Here is a 22,290-nt window from a genome sequence, read left to right as displayed (position 1 = left end):
CCGGTATGATAGAATAAGGCAACTGTGTGAGATGGGAGGGCACAGAACTCGAAAGGTAAGAACCTTAGCGCCAGGTCCTGAGGGGACGGAAAAAACTCAGGATGACGAGGAGAAACGTGATCGAAAGATTCGGCGGATGCGTTTCCGTACAAGCTGAGTGCGTATACAGAAAAAAATATGCGGGTAACTGCAAAACAAAGTTCTGTAATCAGTGTGAAAGACATAGAAAATTAAAAATAGAACAGAGGTAGATATTATGTGTGGAATTATTGGTTTTACGGGGAATGAACCAGCGAAGGATATTATCATCGGCGGTCTGGAACGGTTGGAGTACCGCGGATATGACAGCGCAGGATTAGCACTATTGTCGAACGATCAGATTCAGGTGCGCAAGCGTACCGGCAAGGTAGAGGAGTTACGGAAGCTCTGTGAGGCAGAGAAAATGCCTGCTACCTGCGGAATCGGTCATACAAGATGGGCAACCCACGGCGGGGTAACGGACGTGAATGCACACCCACACCGTGTCGGAAAGGTCGTACTGATTCACAATGGTATTATCGAGAATTACCGTCAGATTGTGACAGAGTACGGGCTTGCGGACCAGCTTGTATCAGAGACAGATTCTGAGGTCGTTGCAGCACTTTTGAACAAGTTCTATGAGGGTGATCCGGTCAAGGCAATCAAGAAGACGGTGAAGGTACTTTCCGGTGCATTTGCACTTTGTATTATGTTCCAGGATATCCCGGATACAATCTACGCGATCCGGAATGTAAGCCCGATGGTTGCAACGTCGTGCGAGAGAGGTTCGGTGATTGCTTCCGATCTGACCGCATTAATCGAGTTCTCAAAGGAGTATTTCGTAGTACCGGAGTATCACATTCTGACACTCAAAAAGGATGGTATTGATATTCAGGATCTGAAGGGAAACAAAGTAACCCCACAGATGCTGACTGTAAACTGGGATATCACAAGCGCACAGAAGGGCGGGTATCCGTTCTTCATGCTCAAGGAAATCTATGAGCAGCCGGACGCAATCCGCAACACGATTGCACCGCGTATCAACGAAGAGCTTCCGGATTTCACGGAGGACGGAATTGATGATGCGATATTTAAGGATTGCAAGCGTATTTCTATTGTGGCATGCGGTACAGCGATGCATGCTGGTATGGTTGGAAAGCATCTGATCGAGAAGAAGCTTCGGATTCCGGTGCATGTAGATTGTGCTTCCGAGTTCCGGTATAAAGATCCGATTATTGATGAGGAAACTTTGACAATCGTGCTTTCCCAGTCGGGAGAGACAATCGATACGTTAGAGGCATTGAAGCTTGCGAAAAATCGTGGTTCCAAGGTGCTTTCTATCGTCAATGTGAAGGGAAGCACAATCGCAAGAGAAAGCGATTATGTATTATATACACATGCAGGTCCGGAGATCGCGGTTGCATCAACGAAGGCATATACGGTACAGGTGGCAGCTATGTATCTGATCGCATGCCGGATCGGACTGGTGAAGGAACTTATCACAGAGCATGATGCAAAACGTTTTATGACAAAGCTTACAAATGCATCAAATATCGTTGAGGAAACTTTGAAATGCGCCGATGATATCAAGCGAGTGGCAGATCATATCAAGTTTGCAACAGACACCTTCTATATCGGGAGAGGTCTCGATTACACGATGAGCTTAGAGGCGGCACTGAAGTTAAAGGAGATTTCTTATGTGCACGCCGAAGCATATGCGGCAGGAGAGCTCAAGCATGGAACAATCGCGTTAATCTCCGAGAATGTTCCGGTTATCGCGCTGGCAACCCAGGAGGATGTCTATGCGAAGGTCATCTCAAATATCCGTGAGGTAAAGGCAAGAGGTGCGTATGTTGTGCTTGTCAGCATGGATGAGGAAGTGAATGATCCAAGTATCTGTGACCAGCATATCCGCCTTCCGAAGATGGATAGTGAATTTACATCCTTTGCAACAGCGGTTGTATTGCAGTTAGTTGCATATTATACATCCGAGGCAAAGGGACTGGATGTGGATAAACCGAGAAATCTGGCGAAGTCTGTAACGGTAGAATAATGATAGAGAGATGCAGACCCCATTTGTACATATGTGCAGATGGGGTATTGTATGTGTAAAAAAGATTATGGGACGCAGGAATCCTATGTGCGCGAGCGAGGATGGGATAACATGCGTAAAAATTTACAAGGAATAAAGAACCAATGAAGGATCTGACAAAAGGCTACCCGGCAAAGGTGATAATTTTATTTGCCATCCCGATGATATTCGGCAGCATATTTCAACAATTATATAATATTGCGGACAGTAAGATTGTAAGTACATTTGTTGGCACCGAAGCATTTGCAGCCGTCGGTGCTACAAGTGTTGTATCGAACACATTGATCGGATTTTTGAATTCCCTGACTCTTGGATTCGCGATTCCGATTGCAAATAGTTTCGGAGGAAAGGATTATAAACGTATGCGGCGCATGGTGGCAGGTACTGTGTTACTAACGCTGGCAGGGGCAGTTGTGCTTACCGTGTTAATCCTGCTTTTGATTCCTGCAATCCTGAAACTTCTGGCAACACCGGAAGATATTATGAACCCAGCACTTGCGTATGTGCGCATCATTTTATATGGCATTATATTTGTGTCTGTGTATAACATGTGTGCAAATGTACTGCGCGCGGTTGGCGACAGCCGCACGCCTCTTTATTGTCTGATTGTCTCTGTGTTTGTAAATATCGGACTGGACTTACTGTTCGTAAATGGATTCCATATGGGGATTGAGGGGGCTGCATGGGCGACAATCCTCTCACAGGCACTTTCAGCAGTGCTTTGTCTTGGTTATATCCTGCTTAAGTTCCGGGATATTATACCGGAGAAGGACGAGTGGAAACCGGTGGAAGGGCAGTACAGTGAGCTTCTTACGACGGGGCTTGCGATGGGATTTATGTCGCTTGTTGTGAATTTCGGAACGATTGTGCTTCAAGGTGCAATCAATGGACTGGGAACGGCAATCGTTGCGGCGCATACCGCGGCAAGAAAAGTGTTCGATATATTTACGGTATCACTTTATTGTCTGGGAAATGCAATGACAACGTACGTCAGTCAGAATATGGGAGCCGGGGAACCGGCACGTATTCGCAGAGGGATTCGTCATGCCGTTGTTATGGCAACGGGAATAACAACGGTACTTGTAATTATTTGTTTTGCATTTGGCAGACCGGTATTTACATGGCTTGCGTCTACCGATAATGCGACAATTGTAGATTCTGCGGTGATGTATTCCCGGATTAGTATTGTATTTTTCTATGTGTTAGGACCGCTATTTATCCTGCGGTGCAGTCTGCAGGGGATGGGCCGGAAGGTAATACCGGTGTGCTCGAGTGTTGTTGAGATGACAATCAAGGTACTTTCTGCAACGATTCTGGTGCCGCGGCTTGCTTATTTCGGTGTGGCACTTACGGAACCGATTAGCTGGGTCTGCATGACGATTCTGCTGACTGCGGCTTATTTCGCGAAGCCGCCGGAACAGATGTTGCGAAAGTCCGCTTAAAATGGTATAATGAACATTATATTGGCTGTGTTCACACAAGCCTGAATAATGCGGAAAACACATTATAAATTCGTCAAAGAAGGTGAAACAGATGTCGAAACTGAAGACTCCGAAAAAACCGAAGAAGGCAAAGCCGGTGAAAACGATTCACAGGGAACCGGGGAAGCGTATGTCACGCAAAGAGCGGAAGCTTAAGGAAAAGCGAAGAAAGCAGATGAGTAAGCATATCGACCGGGCTATGGGATTCGTGGCAATCGTATTGTGCACCGTTTCAGCAATCTTGGACGTAAAAAACAACAAAGACTCATAAAAAGAGGATGGAAGAGGAAAGGAAGAGAACAGAACAATGAAGAATTTTGAAGGATTACTTGAGCAGATCAAATCATGCAGCAAGAAGAAGCTTGCCGTTGCAGTTGCACAGGATGATGCAGTTCTTGAGGCAGTAAAGGCAGCGAAGGACAAGGATATTGCAGATGCGATTCTGGTCGGAGATGCTGATAAGATCAAGGAAATCGCGACAAGCATGGATATGAGCTTAGATGGCTTCGAGATTATTGACGTGAAGGATCCGACAGAAGCAGCTCTTACAGCAGTAAAGCTTGTACATGATGGCGAGGCAGATATGTATATGAAGGGTCTCATTGACACAAAGGGATTCTTAAAGAGCGTACTCAATAAGGAAGTGGGACTTAGAACCGGTAAGGCTTTGTCACATGTATGTCTGTTTGAGATTGAAGGCTTCGAGAAGATGTTCTTCCTGACTGACGTTGCATTTATTCCATACCCAACATTGGAGGACAAGGTAGATATCATCAGCAATACAGTTGCAGTTGCACATGCATGTGGTATCGAGTGTCCAAAGGTAGCTCCGCTTGCAGCTGTAGAGGTTGTAAATCCGAAGATGCCTGTTACAGTAGACGCAGCTGAGCTTACAAAGATGAATGAAGAGGGTAAGATTACAGGCTGTATCGTGGACGGACCGCTTTCCATGGACCTTGCAATTGATCCGGAAGCTGCAAAGCATAAGGGAGCAACAAATCGTAAGATTGTCGGTGATGCAGATATCTTATTGTTCCCGGACATTCACGCAGGTAATATCACATATAAGACACTGGTTCACACAGCAAAGGTTAAGAATGGCTGTATCTTAACAGGTACAAAGGCACCGGTTATTCTGACATCCCGTTCCGATACATTTGAGACAAAGGTCAATTCGATTGCCCTTGCAGCGATCGTAGCTGAGAACTTAAAGAAGAACCAGTAATTACAAGCATATTCAAATGTGCAGAAAGATATAGCAGATATGGTTGGGCATACGGAACTGATTCTTAAGCAGACCGTTGAAGCACGCTGGCACTTAATGAGCGACTGTTTTTGTCGCGAATTTAGTACCACTGCGTGCTGAACCGAGCGAGAGCGCGTCTGCGTAGAATAGTTCCGTATGTCCAACCGATATACATATATATTGCACATTTGCATACATATAAAGGAGGATAATAAAATGAGTTATAAGTCATTGATCATCAATCCGGGTTCTACATCTACAAAGATTGGTGTATTCGAAGATGAGACATTGTTGTTCGAGGAGACACTGCGTCACTCGACTGAGGAGATTGCACAGTACGATTCGATTGTTGCACAGAAGGATTTCCGTAAGGATGTCATCGCTAAGGTTTTGGCTGAGAATAATTTCGATATTAAGACACTGGATGTTGTTGTAGGCCGTGGTGGTCTGCTTAAGCCAATCCCAGGTGGTACATACACAGTTACCGATGAGCTGGTAAAGGACTTAGTAGAGGCAAAGCGTGGTGAGCATGCATCAAACCTTGGTGGTATCTTGGCAAAGGATTTCGCTGACGAGCTTGGAATCCCTGCTTATATCGTAGACCCGGTTGTTGTTGACGAGTTACAGGATGTTGCAAGACTTTCCGGACATCCGGAGCTTCCTAGAACAAGTATCTTCCATGCATTAAACCAGAAGGCAGTTGCAAAGCGTTATGCAAAGGAAGTTGGTAAGAAGTACGAGGATTTGAACCTCATCGTTGTTCATATGGGTGGCGGTGTTTCCGTAGGTGCCCATACAGGCGGTAAGGTAGTCGATGTATTCAATGCATTGGATGGCGATGGTGCATTCTCTCCGGAGCGTGCCGGTGGTGTTCCAAACGGCGAGCTGGTTCGTCTGTGCTACTCAGGCAAATACACAGAGAAGGAAATGATCAAGCAGCTGGTTGGTAAGGCAGGCTTCAATGCATACTGTGGTTCAAACGATGCAAGAGATATCGAGGCTATGGCAAAGAATGGTGACAAGCATGCACAGCTTGTATTCGATGCATTCTTATATCAGGTATCGAAGGATATCGGAGCACAGGCAGCGGTTCTCTCCGGTAAGGTTGATCAGATCATCCTGACAGGCGGTATCGCATATGGCAAGTACGCAACCGAAGAGATCACAAAGAGAGTAAAGTTTATCGCACCGGTTACCGTATACGGTGGCGAAGACGAGCTTCTTGCCCTGGCACAGGGCGCACTGCGTGTATTAAATGGCGAGGAAGAAGCGAAGATTTATTAAGAGAGAATGTTTTATGGGAGGGGTAGAATGGACGAAAATAACACACAGCAGGGAGGATTTCCGGATTCATCCGGAAATGTGAATCCACAGCAGCCTGTACAACCGGATATGACAGGATACTACGATCAGCAGTCGGGACAGCCGGACATGACTGGATATTACGGACAGCAGCCGGGACAGCCGGACATGACTGGATATTACGGACAGCAGCCGGGACAGCCGGACATGACTGGATATTACGGACAGCAGCCGGGACAGGCCGGAGTGGCTGGATATTACGGACAGCAGCCGGGACAGCCGGATATGACTGGATATTACGGACAGCAGCCGGGACAGCAGCCGATGCAGCCGCAGGCAGGCGGTGGAAAACCGAAGAAGCCGAAAAAACCGATGACAAAGGGCAGATTAGCTGCAATCATCGGAAGTGGTGTGGCGGTTGTTGCACTTGTTATATGTGGTGTCATTTTCCTTCCGAAGCTTTTCAAGTCGGATAAAGAAGTGGTTCTGGATGCATTGGCAGAGACATATGCCTCTTACACCAAGGAAGAAGCATTGAATGATCTGATTGGCTACGATGATATATTGAATGCCTATAATGAAAAAGGTGGAACGAGTAACGGCAGTTTTTCAATTGCGGTGGGAGAAGGAAGTGATACCAGCAGTGTAGGAGTTTCTGTAGATTCAGAAGTAGATCAGAAGAATCAGGAGTTGTCAGGTACGATGGCTGTAACCATTGGCGACAGTGAACTGCTTAGTGGAGATGTATATGCAGACAGTGAGAAGATGTATGTTGCATTCCCTGAGGTGTTTGATGGATATCTGTCATATCCAACGGATGATCCATTTGGTGCAATTGTGAATTCTCCACTTGGAGATTCGCTTGGTTTAGATGCAGGAAGCATGCCTCATATTGATATGAATGTGTTCGCACAGAGTGCAGACGGTACAGGCGTTCAGAGCGAGTATGTAGATGCACTTGAGACAGTCTGGGATGCAGCGCAGTTTGAGAAGCAGGGAAAGGCAAAGATTACGGTAAATGGTCAGAATGTCACAGCGAAGGAATATTATGTGACCTGGACCAAGGAGGATCTGCAGAAAGCATGTACTACAGCGCTTGATGGACTGACAGAGGCTGTGACAGAGTCAGAATCTGCACTTCAAAACAGTGGCATGAGTGCTGAAGAGTATAAGAGTTCCATGGAGCAGGTAAAGGCGATGATTCCAAGTATCATCACCAGCGACCTGCAGGTAAAGGTATATGTGAAGGATAAGAAGGCTGTCAAGATAACATGCAAAGATTCTGTCTCCCTCATGGGCATGGTTAAGATTGATTATGATTTCTGGGCAGATTATGGAGATAATGATGTATCCGGTAACATAAGCTTTGATGTATCGGGTACAAAGGCCGGAATCAAATATGAGGCACATGATATCAAGGGAAATACGAATGGTACTGTCACAGTATTCTATGGGGATACGGAATTCGATGTTGATATCAACAAAGTAATCACAGAAGCCGGAGATACGACTACATCGAAGACGACAATCTCCGCAACGGATTATTTCACGATTGAGCTTGAGAAGAGCTTCAACAAACAGGATAATTCTGTGAGCGGCGCTGCACGTGCGGATATCGTAGGCGCAGATGTCTATGAAATCAGCTACAAAGGCGGCTGGAAGGATATTAAGAAGGGTGTTGCGTATACGCTTGCTTTAGATTCCTTCGAAGTGAAGGCGGCAGGAAAGACCATATGCACCGGAGCATTCAGCCAGACACTGGATACGTCAAAGATTCAGGTTACACCGAAGGATGACAGTGCAGACGTGCTGGATATCGAGACCATGACGGAAGATGATCTGAACACATTCACGGAGAAGAACGATGCCAAGATGCAGGCTTGGGTAGAACGTCTGGAAAAGGATGCGTCTTTGAATAAATTTTTCAACATATTAGAAGGCTTGTTCTCAGCAGAGCCGATCGTTGAGGATACAGAGGAAGAGTATCCGGACGAAGAAATCGCAACAGATGATGCACAGGAGAAGACTCTGGATGACGCTGTAGTATCTACCTATGACGACTCTGTGAAGTATAAGGTAAATGGAACGATTGATGGATTTGAGTTCAACTATGCGAGTGACTATACCGTCAGCTTTTCGACAGATGAATATTCAACAATCGATTACGCACTTGACCAGAACGATGATCTGCAGTCAGCACTGGACGATTCGTTCTATTCTATGTCGAACATAGATAGCTATGATGTACAGGAATCAAACCTGAATCAGACGGCAACCGTCGATGGCAGAGAGGTTCTGTATAGTGTTGAGAAGTATGTTGCTTTTGAGATGAACTGCATGGATATGACCGCAGTTGTAGAGATCGAGCCGGGCGTATATCTGGTTGAGACTGTCAGTATCTATTTGGATGACGACAGCTTCAGCGTGGAGCAGTTGCTGGAAGGACTTTCTACGAAGTATTTCACGAAGCAGTAGAACTAATAAAATAGAGGAAATTATATGATTCGTTATTGTAAGATAAAACACTGCATCATCGGGTTTGATCGACCGAAGATCTGTGTACCATTGGTCGGACGGACGGCGGATGAAATCATAGCGCAGGCGAATCAGATAAAACAGTCACATAGAAGCTCTGCCATTGATATGGTGGAGCTTCGTGGCGATTATCTGGATATATTGTCTGATTATGAGCAGCTTGATGATCTGCTGAAAAAGGTGGCTGAAGTTCTGGATGACAAGGTACTTTTGTTCACAATCCGCAGCGAAGCAGAAGGTGGAGAGCCACTTGCATTTTCGTCTCCGACGATTGCACAGATCAATCAGCATGTGATTGAAGGGCATCTGGCGGATATGGTAGACATCGAATTGTTCTCCGGGGCAGAACAGGCGAAGGAATTAATCGGGCTTGCAAAGGATAAAGGGGTAAAGATCATCATGTCGAACCATGATTTTCAGACCACACCGGATGCATCCACGATTGTGAACCGGTTGCGGAGTATGCAGGATTTTGGCGCGGATGTTGTGAAGATTGCGGTAATGCCGGAAAACAAACTGCATGTGGTGAATCTGCTTGCTGCAACGGCTATGATGCAGGAAGCGTATGCAGAGGTGCCGGTTGTCACGATGTCGATGGGGAAGATGGGGGCAGTCAGCCGGATCAGCGGTCAGGTGTTTGGCAGTGCAATCACATTTGCAAGCTTTGCGGAAGCGTCTGCTCCGGGGCAGATTCCGGTAGAGAAGATGGACGAAGCACTGGCATTGATTGACAAATATTGTAACTAAAAGAGAAAAAGCAGAAAGACAAGAGGGGTGTTTTTCTGCTTTTATTTACGAGGGGAGACTATATTGAAGGAGAGAAAGATGGTTTTGTTTGTCTTGGGGGATAAACAGATACTGAACAGAAGTCGTATGATCGTGAACCAGCTATCGCTGGAATATTCCGTAAAAATAGCAAGAACTTACAGCGCAGCATATCGTATAATCGTGGAACATCAGGTAGATGTTCTGGTGTGTGGACCATCGGAGGTGCAGTTTCACCAGAATATGGCAGATGCCTATCGGTTTATGGAATCTGCGCGAAGACTAAAACGATATGAAAAAACACCAATGATACTGATATCAGATGTGGAAGATCCAAGCAGTTATTGTGATCAGAAACTGAGCTGTTATGATATTATTGACACACTGGCGATTGAACATCGACTGTGTGAAACGCTCGGTCTCGCATTGCGGGAGTCCCGGTGCAAGCATGCACAGACTTGTGCGATGCCGCGACAGGATAAAATAGAGGCACGGATGCTGTATATTCAGAACCAGAATGTGTTATATCCGGTAAAATGTGCAGAAATCAGTCATGTACAGACATTAAAGCGGGGTGTTGAGGTGAGTTTGCATGATGGTGTTAAATATGAGGTGCATTATATTACCCTGCAGCAATTTCTGGAAGTTGCAGATGTGTGGTATTTGCAACAGTGTTCTCGAAGTGGGATCATCAATGCAAATTATGTACAAAGTATTGACTATACAAATCGAGTAATCACAATGCGAAATTCTGAACAGGTGGCAATTGGATCTACGTACATGAAAACTTTGCATGCGCAATTTCCGAAAATCCAGGAAGTATGGTTGCGCAAGCGGGAACGGCAGTTTATTTTGGATTGAGAAAGATACAGGAAATGTCTGAAAAATAAAACACCGGACATATGAGAATCTCATTGTCCGGTGGATGTGTATGGGTAACAGTTTAAAGAGATTATTCCATTGGGTATTTAATCTGCCATGTATTTCTCAGGGAATCGCAGATCTGCATGATGCGGAGTGTCTCTGCATGCGGCATCTCCGGACACTCAGTCTGACCAACAATGATCGCGTCTCTGGCTGCGATAAACTCGAATTCATAACCGGTTGTCTGCTTGTCCGGTTTTTTCGTCTCAAGCACAAGCTTGTGATCGGTATTATAGATGCGGAATGTCTCCGGACAGTTGATGTTGTCAATCTCGATATATCCGCGGTCACCATAGATTTTTGCATTGTTGTCAGGCTGGTACATCATTGTGACAAATGCGTTTGCACATCTGCCACCTTTGTATGAAATCTGCAGTGCTTCCTGTGCATCCACGCCTGTGTCGAGTTTTGCACAGGTAGAACCGATCATTGGTGGTTCACTGCCGTAAACCATGGAGATAAGGTTGAGTGGATATACACCAAGATCGAGTAATGCACCGCCGGCAAGCTCCGGCTTGGTCAGGCGTTCTTCTTTCAGAAGAGAATAGCCAAGAGAGCAGGTGATATTATTGACACGTCCGATCGCACCCTTTTGGATGTACTCTGCCATCAGACGGTACATCGGCATGAAACGGATCCACATTGCTTCGCCACAGAACAGATTTTTCTCTCTGGCAAGCTTTAAGACGTCTTCGGTAGTAGCTGCATTATAAGAAAATGCTTTCTCTACCAGAACCGGTTTCCCGGCATTTAAGCAAAGCTTTGCATGTTCTGCGTGATGAGAATGCGGGGTTGCGATATAGATGAGCTCTACATCCGGATCCGCAACCAATTCCTCATAAGAACCATAATATTTTGTAACGCCGTGTTCTTTGGCAAAGGTCTCTGCTTTTTCTATATCGCGGGAAGCAATTGCGTATGCTTCGAATGCATCTAAATCTCTGAGAGTATCTGCAATAACACCGGCAATCTTCCCGGCACCCATAATTCCAACTTTAAAATTAATCATATGAAACTCCTTCCGTATCATGTAATGACATATGCTTAAAACATAGCATGATAATCATTTAATTATTATAGCAAAAGAAACATCATATGTCATTTCCTTTTTACAAAAATGAAGATGCATGTTTTTTCGGATATTCATAGAAAAATATATTTATAACTGACAGAAGTGACATAGTATAACTGTAGGAAGTGACATGGTAGGGATTTATTGACATTTCCTTGGGTTATGCGTTATACTGAAAACTTGGATAGGTCTGTGAATCAGTCGAAAATCTATTTTTATGACAGATACAGATATGCATGAAAATCAAACATAATAAGAAAGGAAATATAGAAGTATGTACGAAAAGGTTTCTACAAAGCTGGACTTCACCAGCCGGGAAGAAAAAGTACTCAAGTTCTGGAAAGAGAACGAGATCTTCGAGAAGAGTATCGAAGAGAAAAAGGACCTGCCGACCTATACATTTTATGACGGCCCTCCAACGGCAAACGGCAAGCCGCATATCGGCCATGTGCTGACACGTGTGATCAAGGATATGATTCCGCGATATCAGACAATGAAGGGACATAAGATTATCCGTAAGGCCGGATGGGACACACACGGTCTTCCGGTTGAGCTCGAGATCGAGAAAGAGCTTGGTATCGATGGCAAGGAGCAGATTGAGGCGTATGGCTTAGATCCGTTTATCCGCAAATGCAAAGAGTCCGTATGGAAATACAAAGGTATGTGGGAAGAATTCTCCAACAAGGTAGGATTCTGGGCAGATATGGATAATCCGTATGTCACATATCACAATACATTTATCGAGTCCGAATGGTGGGCATTGAAGAAGATCTGGGACGACGGACTTCTCTACAAGGGATTCAAGATCGTACCTTATTGTCCACGTTGTGGAACACCGCTTTCGTCACATGAGGTAGCACAGGGGTATAAGACAGTCAAGGAACGTTCCGCTGTGGTACGTTTCAAGGTGATCGGTGAGGATGCGTATTTCCTTGCATGGACGACAACACCTTGGACACTTCCAAGTAATGTGGCACTCTGTGTGAATCCGGATGAGAACTACTGCAAGGTAAAGGCAGCAGACGGCTATACTTACTACATGGCAGAGGCTCTGCTTGACAAGGTACTTGGCGGCATGGCAGAGAAGCTTGTCAAGGAAGAGAAGATTGCAGAGGGAACACCTGCATATGAAATCCTCGAGACCTATAAGGGTAAGGAATTAGAGGGCAAGGAATACGAGCCGCTTTTTGAGTGCACAAAGGAGTATGTTGCAAAGCTTCCACAGAAAGGACATTACATTACATGCGATTCCTATGTAACGATGTCCGACGGTACCGGTATCGTTCATATCGCACCGGCATTTGGTGAGGACGATGCAAACGTCGGAAGAAAATACGACCTTCCATTCGTACAGTTTGTCGATGGCAAGGGTGATATGACAAAGGAAACACCTTATGCAGGACTGTTTGTAAAGGATGCAGATAAGCCGGTACTGGTTGATCTGGAGAAGGCAGGACTTCTGTTCGACGCTCCGAAGTTCGAGCATGAGTATCCACACTGTTGGAGATGCGACACACCGCTTATCTACTATGCGAGAGATACATGGTTCATCAAGATGTCCGCAGTGAAGGACAGACTGGTGAAGAATAATAACACTGTAAACTGGATTCCAGAAGGTATCGGTAAGGGACGTTTTGGCGCATGGCTGGAAAATGTTCAGGACTGGGGTCTGTCCCGTAACCGTTACTGGGGAACTCCGCTGAATATCTGGGAGTGCTCATGTGGCAAGCGCCACGCGATCGGTTCGATCGAGGAACTCAAATCCATGAGCAAGAACTGCCCGGATGATATCGAGCTTCACCGCCCATACATTGATGCGGTAACAATTACATGTCCGGATTGTGGCGGCGAGATGAAGCGTGTGCCGGAGGTTATCGACTGCTGGTTCGACTCCGGTGCGATGCCATTTGCACAGTGGCATTATCCGTTTGAGAATCAGGATATCTTCGAGGACAACTTCCCGGCAGACTTCATCAGTGAGGCAGTTGACCAGACAAGAGGATGGTTCTATTCTCTGATGGCAATCTCCACATTGCTGTTTGACAAGGCACCTTACAAGAACGTTATCGTGCTTGGACACGTACAGGATAAGGACGGACAGAAGATGAGTAAGTCCAAGGGTAACGCGGTAGATCCGATGGAGGCTCTGAACAAGTATGGTGCAGATGCGATCCGCTGGTACTTCTACAGCAACTCCGCACCTTGGCTTCCAAACCGCTTCCATGAGGATGCAGTAGTTGAAGGCCAGAGAAAGTTCATGGGTACACTCTGGAACACTTACGCATTCTATGTGTTGTATGCAAATATTGATGAGTTTGATCCAACCAAATATACATTGGAGTATGACAAGCTGTCCGTGATGGATAAATGGCTGTTGTCAAAGCTTAATTCCATGGTGAAGTCCGTAGATGATAACCTGGGCAACTACCGGATTCCGGAGGCAACTAAGGCACTCGCGGAGTTTGTCGATGATATGAGTAACTGGTATGTCAGACGTTGCCGTGAGCGTTACTGGGCAAAGGATATGCCACAGGATAAGATCAACGCATACATGACACTTTATACGGCACTCGTGACACTCTGCAAGACCGCAGCACCGATGATTCCGTTTTTGACAGAGGATATCTACCAGAACTTAGTTCGCACGGTAGATAAGAATGCACCGGAATCCATCCACCTGTGTGACTTCCCAGAGGTGAACGAGTCCATGATCGATCCGGAGCTTGAAGCAAGCATGGATGAAGTACTGAAGGTCGTTGTATTTGGACGTGCCGCAAGAAATACTGCGAACATCAAGTCCCGTCAGCCGATTGCAAATATGTACATCAAGGCTGCCAAGGCACTGGATGATTATTTCGTAGATATCCTGCGTGACGAGCTGAATGTGAAGAATGTAGAGTTCAAGGAAGACCTGTCTGCATTTACCGCATACTCGTTCAAGCCACAGCTTCGTACCGTCGGACCAAAGTATGGCAAGCATCTGAACGCAATCAAGGAATACCTTGCAAATGTCGATGGCAACAAAGCGATGAGCGAGCTCAAGGCAGACGGTGTGATCAAGTTCACAGCAGATGACACAGAGATTGCACTCGCTGAGGAAGATCTGCTGATCGATGTAGCGAAGATGGAAGGCTATGTGACAGAGGGCGATAACTATGTAACAGTTGTTATCGACACAACCCTGACACCGGAGCTGATAGAGGAAGGCTATGTGCGAGAGGTGATCTCTAAGATCCAGACGATGCGTAAGGATTCTGACTTCCAGGTAACAGACCGCATCAAGGTCTATGTAACCGGCAATGCGAAGATCGCAGACGTGATGGAGAAGAACGCAGACGAGATCAAGCGTGTCGTACTTGCCGATGCATTTGTGATGGATGCAGCCTGTGACAACTCAAAAGAGTGGAACATCAACGGCGAGAAGGTTACGATCGGCGTGGAAGTAAGTAAATAATAAGTAAAGTTCTGCAAATCAAACAGAGGATTTGCAAGCAAATTGTATAAAATTTTTTGTTAATTCACACATTCATGGGCAGATGTAACGAAAAATACATTTTTCATTGTATCGTGTAATTATGTCTGCTACACTGAATGTGATGAAATGGAGGCAGAAATGCTTCGCATAACATGTCTCAATATAGATATATGACTGCAATGGGGTGGGACAGGAGACATGTTACGTAAGATAAGTGTGGGCATTTTCGGATGCACATACGCACATAAACAAGGAGGATTAATTCTATGAAGAAGATGGCTGATTTCGATAAGGAAAGCTTCAAGAAGGACGTCATTAACAACGTCAAAAACCTTTTCCGTAAGACAATCGATGAAGCAACACAGGAACAGGTATTTCAGGCAGTGTCCTACGCAGTGAAGGATCATATCATTGATCGCTGGATTGCTACGCAGAAGGCATACGAGGAGAAGAATGCAAAGACTGTTTACTACCTGTCTATGGAGTTCCTTATGGGCCGTGCACTTGGTAATAATATGATCAACCTCACATGCTATGAGCAGGTGAAGGAAGCATTGTCAGAGCTTGGTTTTGACCTGAACGTAATCGAGGATCAGGAGCCGGATGCAGCACTTGGTAATGGTGGTCTTGGTAGACTGGCTGCATGTTTCCTGGATTCCCTTGCTACATTAAACTACCCGGCATATGGCTGTGGTATCCGTTATCGTTACGGTATGTTCAAGCAGGCAATCGAGAATGGTTATCAGATTGAGAAGCCGGATAACTGGTTGAAGAACGGCAATCCATTTGAGGTAAAGCGTCCGGAGTATGAAGTAGAGGTTAAGTTCGGTGGCTATGTAGCGACAGAATGCAGAGAGGGAAAGAATTACTTCGTACACAAGGATTATCAGGCAGTTCGTGCGATTCCATATGATCTTCCAATCATTGGATATGGCAATAATGTTGTAAATACACTCCGTATCTGGGATGCAGAGCCGGTACAGGAGTTCAACCTTAATTCATTTGATAAAGGTGAGTATCAGAACGCAGTAGAGCAGGCAAACCTTGCCCGTAACATCGTTGAGGTACTTTATCCAAACGATAACCATTATTCAGGCAAGGAGCTTCGTCTGAAGCAGCAGTACTTCTTCGTATCCGCTTCTGTACAGAGAGCAATCCTGAAGTTCAAGGAGAACAACGCAGATATCCATGATCTTCCAAACAAGGTTACATTCCAGCTGAATGATACACATCCAACTGTAACAGTAGCAGAGCTTATGAGAATCCTTGTTGATGAGGAGAATCTTGAGTGGGATGATGCCTGGGATATCACTTGCAGAACATGCGCATATACAAACCATACAATCATGGCTGAGGCACTTGAGAAGTGGCCAATCGACCTCTTCCAGAAGCTTCTTCCTAGAGTATATCAGATCGTAGATGAGATCAACCGTAGATTCGTTCTTAAGATCGAAGATATGTATCCGGGCAACCAGGATAAGGTTCGCAGCATGGCTATCCTCTATGATGGTCAGGTTAAGATGGCACACCTTGCAATCGTCGGATCTTACTCCGTAAATGGTGTAGCACAGCTTCATACAGAGATCTTAAAGAAGCGTGAGCTTCGTGATTTCTACGAGATGCGTCCGGAGCAGTTCAACAACAAGACAAACGGTATTACACAGAGAAGATTCCTTCTCCATGCAAACCCATTGCTTGCTGATTGGGCTACAAAGAAGGTCGGCGACGGCTGGATCACAGATCTTCCGGTGCTTGAAGGTCTGAAGAAGTACGCAACAGACAAGAAGGCTCAGAAGGAGTTCATGGACATTAAGTACAAGAACAAGGTTCGTCTGGCTGAGTACATCAAGGAACACAATGGTATCGATGTAGATCCGAACTCTATCTTCGATGTTCAGGTTAAGAGACTTCATGAGTATAAGAGACAGCAGCTTAACATCCTTCATGTTATGCATCTGTACAATGAGTTGAAGGCAAATCCGGATATGGATTTTGAGCCAACAACATTTATCTTCGGTGCAAAGGCAGCTGCCGGTTACAAGACAGCAAAGCTTACAATCAAGCTGATCAACTCTGTTGCAGACGTGATCAACAACGATAAGTCTATCAAGGGCAAGATCAAGGTTGTATTCATCGAGAACTACCGTGTATCAAACGCAGAGATCATCTTCGCCGCAGCAGATGTATCGGAGCAGATCTCAACAGCTTCCCGTGAGGCTTCTGGTACAGGTAACATGAAGTTCATGTTGAACGGTGCTGTTACACTTGGTACGATGGATGGTGCAAACGTAGAGATCGTAGAGGAAGTTGGTAAGGAGAACGCATTTATCTTCGGACTTTCAGCTGAGGAAGTAATGAAGTATGAGAAGGATGGCGGTTACTATCCAATGGACATCTACAATTCAAATCCAAAGGTTAAGAAGGTTCTTGACCAGCTGGTAGATGGCACTTACTCAAATGGCGATAAGGAATTGTTCCGTGACTTATATGATTCTCTTGTAATGAAGGACGTATACTTCACATTGAAGGATTTCGATTCTTATGCAGATGCACAGAAGCGTGTAAACAAGGCATACAAGGATAAGGCTAACTGGGCTAAGATGGTTATGCTGAATACTGCTTGTGCCGGTAAGTTCTCTTCTGATAGAACAATTGAAGAGTATGCACAGGAGATCTGGAAGCTTGAGAAAGTAGAAGTTACATTGTAATTTTATAGATAGGAATAGAAGCGCGCGGATGCGTGCGCAGGTTATACAGAAGGCTGTCACCGATGGTGGCAGCCTTTTTTGGAGCAAAGCAAGCTGGATTAGGAAGCTTGCTCCAAGTGTGGAGATTGGTGAAAAGCTGGAATTGGAGCAAAGCAAGCTGATTAGGGAAGATTATTCCAAGAGTGGAGATTGATGGAAAGCTTTAGTTGGAGTAAAGCAAGCTGATTAGGGAAGCTTGCTCCAAGTGTGGGGGGGATGAAAAACTGGAATTGGAGTAAAGCAAGCTGGTTAGGAAGCTTACTCCAAGAGTGGAGATTGATGAAAAGCTGGAATTGGAGTAAAGCAAGCTGGTTAGGGATGCTTACTCCAAGAGTGGGGTTTGATGAAAAACTGTAGTTGGAGCAAAGCAAGCAGATTAGGAAGCTTACTCCAAGCGGGAAGAGAAAGAAGAAAAATGACTTGGAGCAAGAAAGAAAAAATAAGAGATTTGCACCAAGTCATAAGAAATAATAGAAAGGTGACAAGGAGTAACAATAGAAAAAATAAGAAATTACTCCAAGTCGGAAGAAATAATAGAAAAGTTAGTCGGAGCAAATAACATTAAATAATAGATGTAGCTCCAAAAAAAATTATAAGAAATAATGTTCTATAATTTGTCGAACCCAGTCAGAATCAAGAGGAGCGCGTCTGGCTTCATATGTCAGAATTAAACTGTCATCAGGATAGATGCCATGCTTACAGTAGGAAGAAATTTGCTTATTATACTCAAAAAATGGGGTATAGATAAGAATATAGAAGACTCATTAAAGAAATAAATGAGCTAACCATGGGTAAACAGTAGCATGAATGATGTAGGCTTGTAAAGAACTTTTTGAGTAGAGAATGTAAGTTTAGGAGATTTGCACAAATTTAAAGAAAAATAGAGTGTTGAAAAACAGATAAAATATAAGATTTGCACTAAACGAAGAACATGTGATGGAGTTGCAACAGAGAAAAATCCAAAAATATGTGATGAAGTTACAATATAGTAAATCTTAAAAGTATGTGACAGAGTAGAGGTAAAGTAAGCAAAAAGGGGAAATGCTCCAAATTGTAAGAAATTAATTAGGTTAGTCAAAGTAGGTAATCTGTCAGTAATAAGCTTTATTACCTTATATGGTACGCTCAATTATTCGGATAGAATTGGTTTCATGGACGCCGACATCATGCAATATCCATCTATGTTACAATTACATAACATGGAAACATTTGCATCTGAAATTCCACCGATGGCGTACACTGGAATAGGAACGGCATTGCATATGGATTTCAACCAATCAACGCCCCTCCCTGGAAGCCCTTTTTTACAATCTGTTGTAAAGATATGTCCGGCGGTGATGTAGTCTGCACCATGTGATTCTGCAAAGACTGCATCTTCAACACTGTGAATAGAGGTTCCGATTCTCTGAATGTGAGGATATTTTTCTCGGAAGCTTTTAGACGGAGTTGCTACAGATACAATAGTATTCCCGTGAGTTAAGCCAGTATATGAAGTCACAACGGAAGAGCCATAAGTCAGGGTGTGTCTGTCGGATAGAAAATTATTTTGTACTGAATAGCCTGAGTGACCTAGTAAATCAGTAAACACAGAAAAAGGCAGGTGCAGATCTGTACCGAATGCTTCTGCAATCGCAGGAAAATTATGCACAATAATATTGGAGGTCAAGTTAGCCGCGGAGGGATAGGAATGTTGTGCAGAGAAAATACCAGCTATAAATGTATGGTATTCTTCTTCGCTTAAATCTTTCTCCCGAATCAGAATTTTATCATAAGAATCACTGTTTAGCAGTGCACAAATCTGGCGGGATAAGCAAGTGAGAGGTGTATCCTCTGCGCTTGCTAAGCCTGCTTGTTTGTATAATTCATAGCATATTGTTCGATTTGTTACTGCGATTCGCGTGTTCATTGTCATATTCGTTCAACATCCTTTGTTGTAAAATTCATGATATTTATGGGTTTGCACCAACCAAAGAGAAAGTAAGTCAATAATGGTTGGAGCAAATTGAAAGTAAAAAGTAATTATACTCCAACCAAAGAGAACCCAAGTCGATACAGGTTGGAGCGAATTCAGATAATTAACATAATTGCTCCAAATGGCATGTTTATATGGTCGTATCAGAAGAATACTAACAACCTAATTATGATATTCCTCCGTGTACAAGTAGTCATTCAATACTGGCTGCATGCTCTGAGCGCGGATGGCATCGTAGATTTCTTCAAAACTACGGTTGTCAGCAATCTCGAACTGCTCATCACCGGCATCTGCAGCATCAGCCTGTGAAGCGTTATTTGCGTATGCGTGAGCAGCATCAGCCTGTGAAGCGTTATTTGTGCATGCCAGACCATCATCTGTCTGTTCGCTAGAATTCGCACTTTTCTGGGCAGAACCTATCTTTGTTACTTCATGCGCTTCGTATTTCTCCTTGTGGTCGCCGATACCTGTGGATACACCTGCCGAAATCTTTGTTGCGGCGATGCGGATGATGCCGTTACGGAAACGAGCTTCCTCACGGGAAGAAACGGTGATTGCTGCAAATGGAAGGAACAACCGGTAAGCGCATAAGATTTGGCAGAGGACATTTTCGTGGACATCCTTTGGATTGATCTTGTCGTTGTTGATGATCGGACGAAGGCGCGGACAGGAAATAGACATTTCTGCATGTGGGTACTTCCGCTGTAGGTAATATACATGCAGGGCTGTTGCAAGCGCATCTGTGTGGTAATCGTCAAGACCGAGCAAAGCGGAGAATCCGACGCCACGCATGCCGCCGCGAAGCGCGCGCTCCTGTGCATCAAAACGGTATGGCCATACACGCTTGTGACCCATCAGATGAAGTGTCTCGTATTTGTCTGGGTTGTATGTCTCCTGGAATACGGTGATGTAGTCGGCACCGCACTCATGCAGATAGTGGTATTCGTCAGTATTGACCGGGTAGATCTCCAGACCGATATTCCGGAAATATTTCCGCGCCAGCTTGCACGCTTCACCGATGTATTTCACGTCACTTACAGCGCGGCTCTCACCGGTCAGCATCAGGATTTCCTCAATGCCGGAATCTGCAATGACCTTCATCTCTGCTTCCATTTCCGCTTCGGTAAGCTTTTTTCTATGAATGTGGTTGTAGCAGTTGAAACCGCAGTACACACAGTAATTCTCGCAATAGTTTGCAATGTATAGCGGGGTGAAAATGTACACACAGTCGCCAAAATGTGCCAACCGCTCCTTCTGTGCCAGAGCAGCCATTTCCTCCAAATGTGGAAGTGCAGCAGGAGATAAAAACGCTTTGAAATCCTCGATGCCACAGTGACCCTGCTTTGCATTTGCAAGGGCTGTGCGCACATCTGCGTCGGTGTAGGCGTTGTAGTCATAGGATTGCATGGCTGCACGTACTTTGTCCTTGATATCTGAATCCAGCACTTCCATGCCTTCCATATACTCCATATGGTTGGTGCGGGATGCTGGGTTTTCCTCCAGATCTTTCTTACGCTTTTGCGCTTCCGGTGAGAGGTAAGAATTATCTATTGTATATTCTTGTTCCATTCGTTATTATTCCTCCTTGTTGTAGCCGAGTTTGGAGCAAATCACTCAGAAAAACAGGAAAAGCTCCAAATCATCACATGATTTGTCTGAATACAGAACTTACCGCAAAAATCCGGTTAGTGGATCGGAAGCTGCGCTCCCCTTGTCAAGTACACGACCAGGACCAGCCAGATATGCCTTACGACCGGCGATAATCGCATCTTTAAATGCACTTGCCATCATTGGAATATCGCCAGCTGTTGCAATGGCTGTATTTGCCATAATGGCAGCAGCGCCCATTTCCATTGCTTCACAAGCCTGGGAAGGGCGGCCAATACCGGCATCTACAATGATTGGAAGGTCAATCTCATCAATCAGAATCTGGATGAAATCCTTTGTTGCAAGTCCTTTATTGGAACCGATTGGGGATGCAAGAGGCATGATACAGGCGGCACCTGCATCTACCAGATCGCGGGCAACATTCAGGTCCGGATACATGTAAGGCATAACAACAAACCCTTCTTTTGCCAATACCTCGGTTGCTTTGATCGTCTCCTGATTGTCAGGAAGCAGGTATTTGGAATCGCGCATGATTTCAACCTTGACGAAATCGGTGCCAGCCATTTTCCGTGCAAGGCGGGCGATGCGAATTGCTTCCTCTGCATTTCTTGCGCCGGATGTGTTCGGCAGCAGTGTTACATGCTCCGGGATAAAGTCCAGAATATTCTCTTCCGGTCTGGTATTGGCACGGCGCAGGGCAAGTGTGACGATTTCTGCATCGGCATATTCAACTGCTGCACGTATCAAGTGGGAATTGTATTTTCCGGAACCTAAGATAAAGCGGGAATGAAATTCATGTCCGCCAAGCATAAAAACATCGTTGTTATTCTCCATAGTAAGAACCTCCAATTTATGAAATAGTAGTATTGTTTATATCCGCATTCGTTAAATAAAACAAAACAGTCATGCAGATGCCAGTAATATCAAAAAAGCCACGCGAAAAAACCACACCCGTGGTGGTGTGCCCCTTCGCGCAGCCATATATGACAAAACACTCTGATATTATTATAGACATTCACGGACATATGTCAAGAAAAAGCAACAACAATTATA

General features: G+C 44.9%; 15 protein-coding genes. 11 read left to right on the top strand and 4 right to left on the bottom strand.

Annotated elements, in window-relative coordinates; genetic code table 11:
* The first annotated feature begins 256 nt into the window (after window positions 1-256).
* The 8 genes from glmS (at window position 257) to ACZQK9_RS03785 (ending at window position 10,300) form a co-directional block, all read left to right on the top strand.
* The gene (gene glmS / locus ACZQK9_RS03820; protein WP_483269671.1) at window positions 257-2,071 is read left to right on the top strand and encodes a glutamine--fructose-6-phosphate transaminase (isomerizing); all 1,815 of its coding nucleotides are present in this window, start codon (window positions 257-259) and stop codon (window positions 2,069-2,071) included.
* A 143-nt stretch (window positions 2,072-2,214) separates the two neighbouring features.
* Entirely contained in the window at window positions 2,215-3,552 is a 1,338-nt protein-coding gene (locus tag ACZQK9_RS03815; RefSeq protein ID WP_483269670.1) for an MATE family efflux transporter, read from the top strand.
* Between the two features lie 91 nt (window positions 3,553-3,643).
* Complete coding sequence (locus tag ACZQK9_RS03810; protein ID WP_216507709.1) at window positions 3,644-3,862, top strand: hypothetical protein; 219 nt, start codon at window positions 3,644-3,646, stop codon at window positions 3,860-3,862.
* Between the two features lie 36 nt (window positions 3,863-3,898).
* Window positions 3,899-4,816 (top strand): phosphate butyryltransferase, encoded by a 918-nt coding sequence (gene ptb / locus ACZQK9_RS03805; protein WP_483269669.1) that lies wholly within the window; start codon window positions 3,899-3,901, stop codon window positions 4,814-4,816.
* Between the two features lie 237 nt (window positions 4,817-5,053).
* Entirely contained in the window at window positions 5,054-6,121 is a 1,068-nt protein-coding gene (gene buk / locus ACZQK9_RS03800; RefSeq protein WP_483269668.1) for a butyrate kinase, read from the top strand.
* 27 nt (window positions 6,122-6,148) lie between these two features.
* Window positions 6,149-8,614 carry a hypothetical protein gene (locus tag ACZQK9_RS03795; protein WP_483269667.1) on the top strand — a complete coding sequence of 822 codons (2,466 nt, stop codon included), beginning with the start codon at window positions 6,149-6,151 and terminating at the stop codon, window positions 8,612-8,614.
* A gap of 24 nt (window positions 8,615-8,638) precedes the next feature.
* Window positions 8,639-9,421, top strand: coding sequence for a type I 3-dehydroquinate dehydratase (gene aroD / locus ACZQK9_RS03790; RefSeq protein WP_483269666.1), 783 nt, complete (start codon window positions 8,639-8,641; stop codon window positions 9,419-9,421).
* Window positions 9,422-9,484: 63 nt separating this feature from the next.
* A complete protein-coding gene (locus tag ACZQK9_RS03785; RefSeq protein WP_483269665.1) occupies window positions 9,485-10,300 on the top strand; it encodes a LytTR family transcriptional regulator DNA-binding domain-containing protein in 816 nt (271 codons plus the stop codon).
* Window positions 10,301-10,391: 91 nt separating this feature from the next.
* Here the strand turns inward: ACZQK9_RS03785 and ACZQK9_RS03780 are convergent, their stop codons facing one another.
* The gene (locus tag ACZQK9_RS03780; protein ID WP_483269664.1) at window positions 10,392-11,372 is read right to left on the bottom strand and encodes a Gfo/Idh/MocA family protein; all 981 of its coding nucleotides are present in this window, start codon (window positions 11,370-11,372) and stop codon (window positions 10,392-10,394) included.
* Between the two features lie 337 nt (window positions 11,373-11,709).
* Between ACZQK9_RS03780 and ileS the strand changes: the two genes are divergently transcribed.
* The 3 genes from ileS to ACZQK9_RS03765 all read left to right on the top strand — a co-directional run bounded on the left by ileS (window position 11,710) and on the right by ACZQK9_RS03765 (window position 17,811).
* Complete coding sequence (ileS, locus tag ACZQK9_RS03775; protein WP_483269663.1) at window positions 11,710-14,889, top strand: isoleucine--tRNA ligase; 3,180 nt, start codon at window positions 11,710-11,712, stop codon at window positions 14,887-14,889.
* A gap of 287 nt (window positions 14,890-15,176) precedes the next feature.
* Complete coding sequence (locus ACZQK9_RS03770) at window positions 15,177-17,618, top strand: glycogen/starch/alpha-glucan phosphorylase (RefSeq protein ID WP_483269662.1); 2,442 nt, start codon at window positions 15,177-15,179, stop codon at window positions 17,616-17,618.
* Window positions 17,619-17,646: 28 nt separating this feature from the next.
* Window positions 17,647-17,811: a hypothetical protein gene (locus ACZQK9_RS03765; RefSeq protein WP_483269661.1), complete on the top strand. Its 165-nt coding sequence runs from the start codon at window positions 17,647-17,649 to the stop codon at window positions 17,809-17,811.
* A 975-nt stretch (window positions 17,812-18,786) separates the two neighbouring features.
* On the opposite strand, the gene ACZQK9_RS03760 is transcribed toward ACZQK9_RS03765, so the two are convergent.
* The 3 genes from ACZQK9_RS03760 to ACZQK9_RS03750 form a co-directional block, all read right to left on the bottom strand.
* Entirely contained in the window at window positions 18,787-19,569 is a 783-nt protein-coding gene (locus ACZQK9_RS03760; RefSeq protein ID WP_483269660.1) for a thiamine phosphate synthase, read from the bottom strand.
* 222 nt (window positions 19,570-19,791) lie between these two features.
* Window positions 19,792-21,198 carry a 2-iminoacetate synthase ThiH gene (gene thiH, locus ACZQK9_RS03755; RefSeq protein ID WP_483269659.1) on the bottom strand — a complete coding sequence of 469 codons (1,407 nt, stop codon included), beginning with the start codon at window positions 21,196-21,198 and terminating at the stop codon, window positions 19,792-19,794.
* A 99-nt stretch (window positions 21,199-21,297) separates the two neighbouring features.
* Window positions 21,298-22,071, bottom strand: coding sequence for a thiazole synthase (locus tag ACZQK9_RS03750; RefSeq protein WP_178016844.1), 774 nt, complete (start codon window positions 22,069-22,071; stop codon window positions 21,298-21,300).
* Window positions 22,072-22,290: the final 219 nt, after the last annotated feature.

The organism is Wujia sp., assembly GCF_056872695.1.
Note: the sequence above shows the minus strand (reverse complement) of the source record. Positions and strands in the feature narration are given on the sequence as shown.

Excerpts from the sequence above, each read along its gene's own strand:
- ACZQK9_RS03760 (WP_483269660.1), bottom strand. The coding sequence starts at position 19,569 with ATGACAATGAACACGCGAATCGCAGTAACAAATCGAACAATATGCTAT.
- ptb (WP_483269669.1), top strand. The coding sequence starts at position 3,899 with ATGAAGAATTTTGAAGGATTACTTGAGCAGATCAAATCATGCAGCAAG.
- ACZQK9_RS03770 (WP_483269662.1), top strand. The coding sequence starts at position 15,177 with ATGAAGAAGATGGCTGATTTCGATAAGGAAAGCTTCAAGAAGGACGTC.
- ACZQK9_RS03795 (WP_483269667.1), top strand. The coding sequence starts at position 6,149 with ATGGACGAAAATAACACACAGCAGGGAGGATTTCCGGATTCATCCGGA.
- ACZQK9_RS03780 (WP_483269664.1), bottom strand. The coding sequence starts at position 11,372 with ATGATTAATTTTAAAGTTGGAATTATGGGTGCCGGGAAGATTGCCGGT.
- ileS (WP_483269663.1), top strand. The coding sequence starts at position 11,710 with ATGTACGAAAAGGTTTCTACAAAGCTGGACTTCACCAGCCGGGAAGAA.
- ACZQK9_RS03810 (WP_216507709.1), top strand. The coding sequence starts at position 3,644 with ATGTCGAAACTGAAGACTCCGAAAAAACCGAAGAAGGCAAAGCCGGTG.
- thiH (WP_483269659.1), bottom strand. The coding sequence starts at position 21,198 with ATGGAACAAGAATATACAATAGATAATTCTTACCTCTCACCGGAAGCG.
- ACZQK9_RS03815 (WP_483269670.1), top strand. The coding sequence starts at position 2,215 with ATGAAGGATCTGACAAAAGGCTACCCGGCAAAGGTGATAATTTTATTT.
- aroD (WP_483269666.1), top strand. The coding sequence starts at position 8,639 with ATGATTCGTTATTGTAAGATAAAACACTGCATCATCGGGTTTGATCGA.
- ACZQK9_RS03750 (WP_178016844.1), bottom strand. The coding sequence starts at position 22,071 with ATGGAGAATAACAACGATGTTTTTATGCTTGGCGGACATGAATTTCAT.
- ACZQK9_RS03765 (WP_483269661.1), top strand. The coding sequence starts at position 17,647 with ATGCGTGCGCAGGTTATACAGAAGGCTGTCACCGATGGTGGCAGCCTT.
- buk (WP_483269668.1), top strand. The coding sequence starts at position 5,054 with ATGAGTTATAAGTCATTGATCATCAATCCGGGTTCTACATCTACAAAG.
- glmS (WP_483269671.1), top strand. The coding sequence starts at position 257 with ATGTGTGGAATTATTGGTTTTACGGGGAATGAACCAGCGAAGGATATT.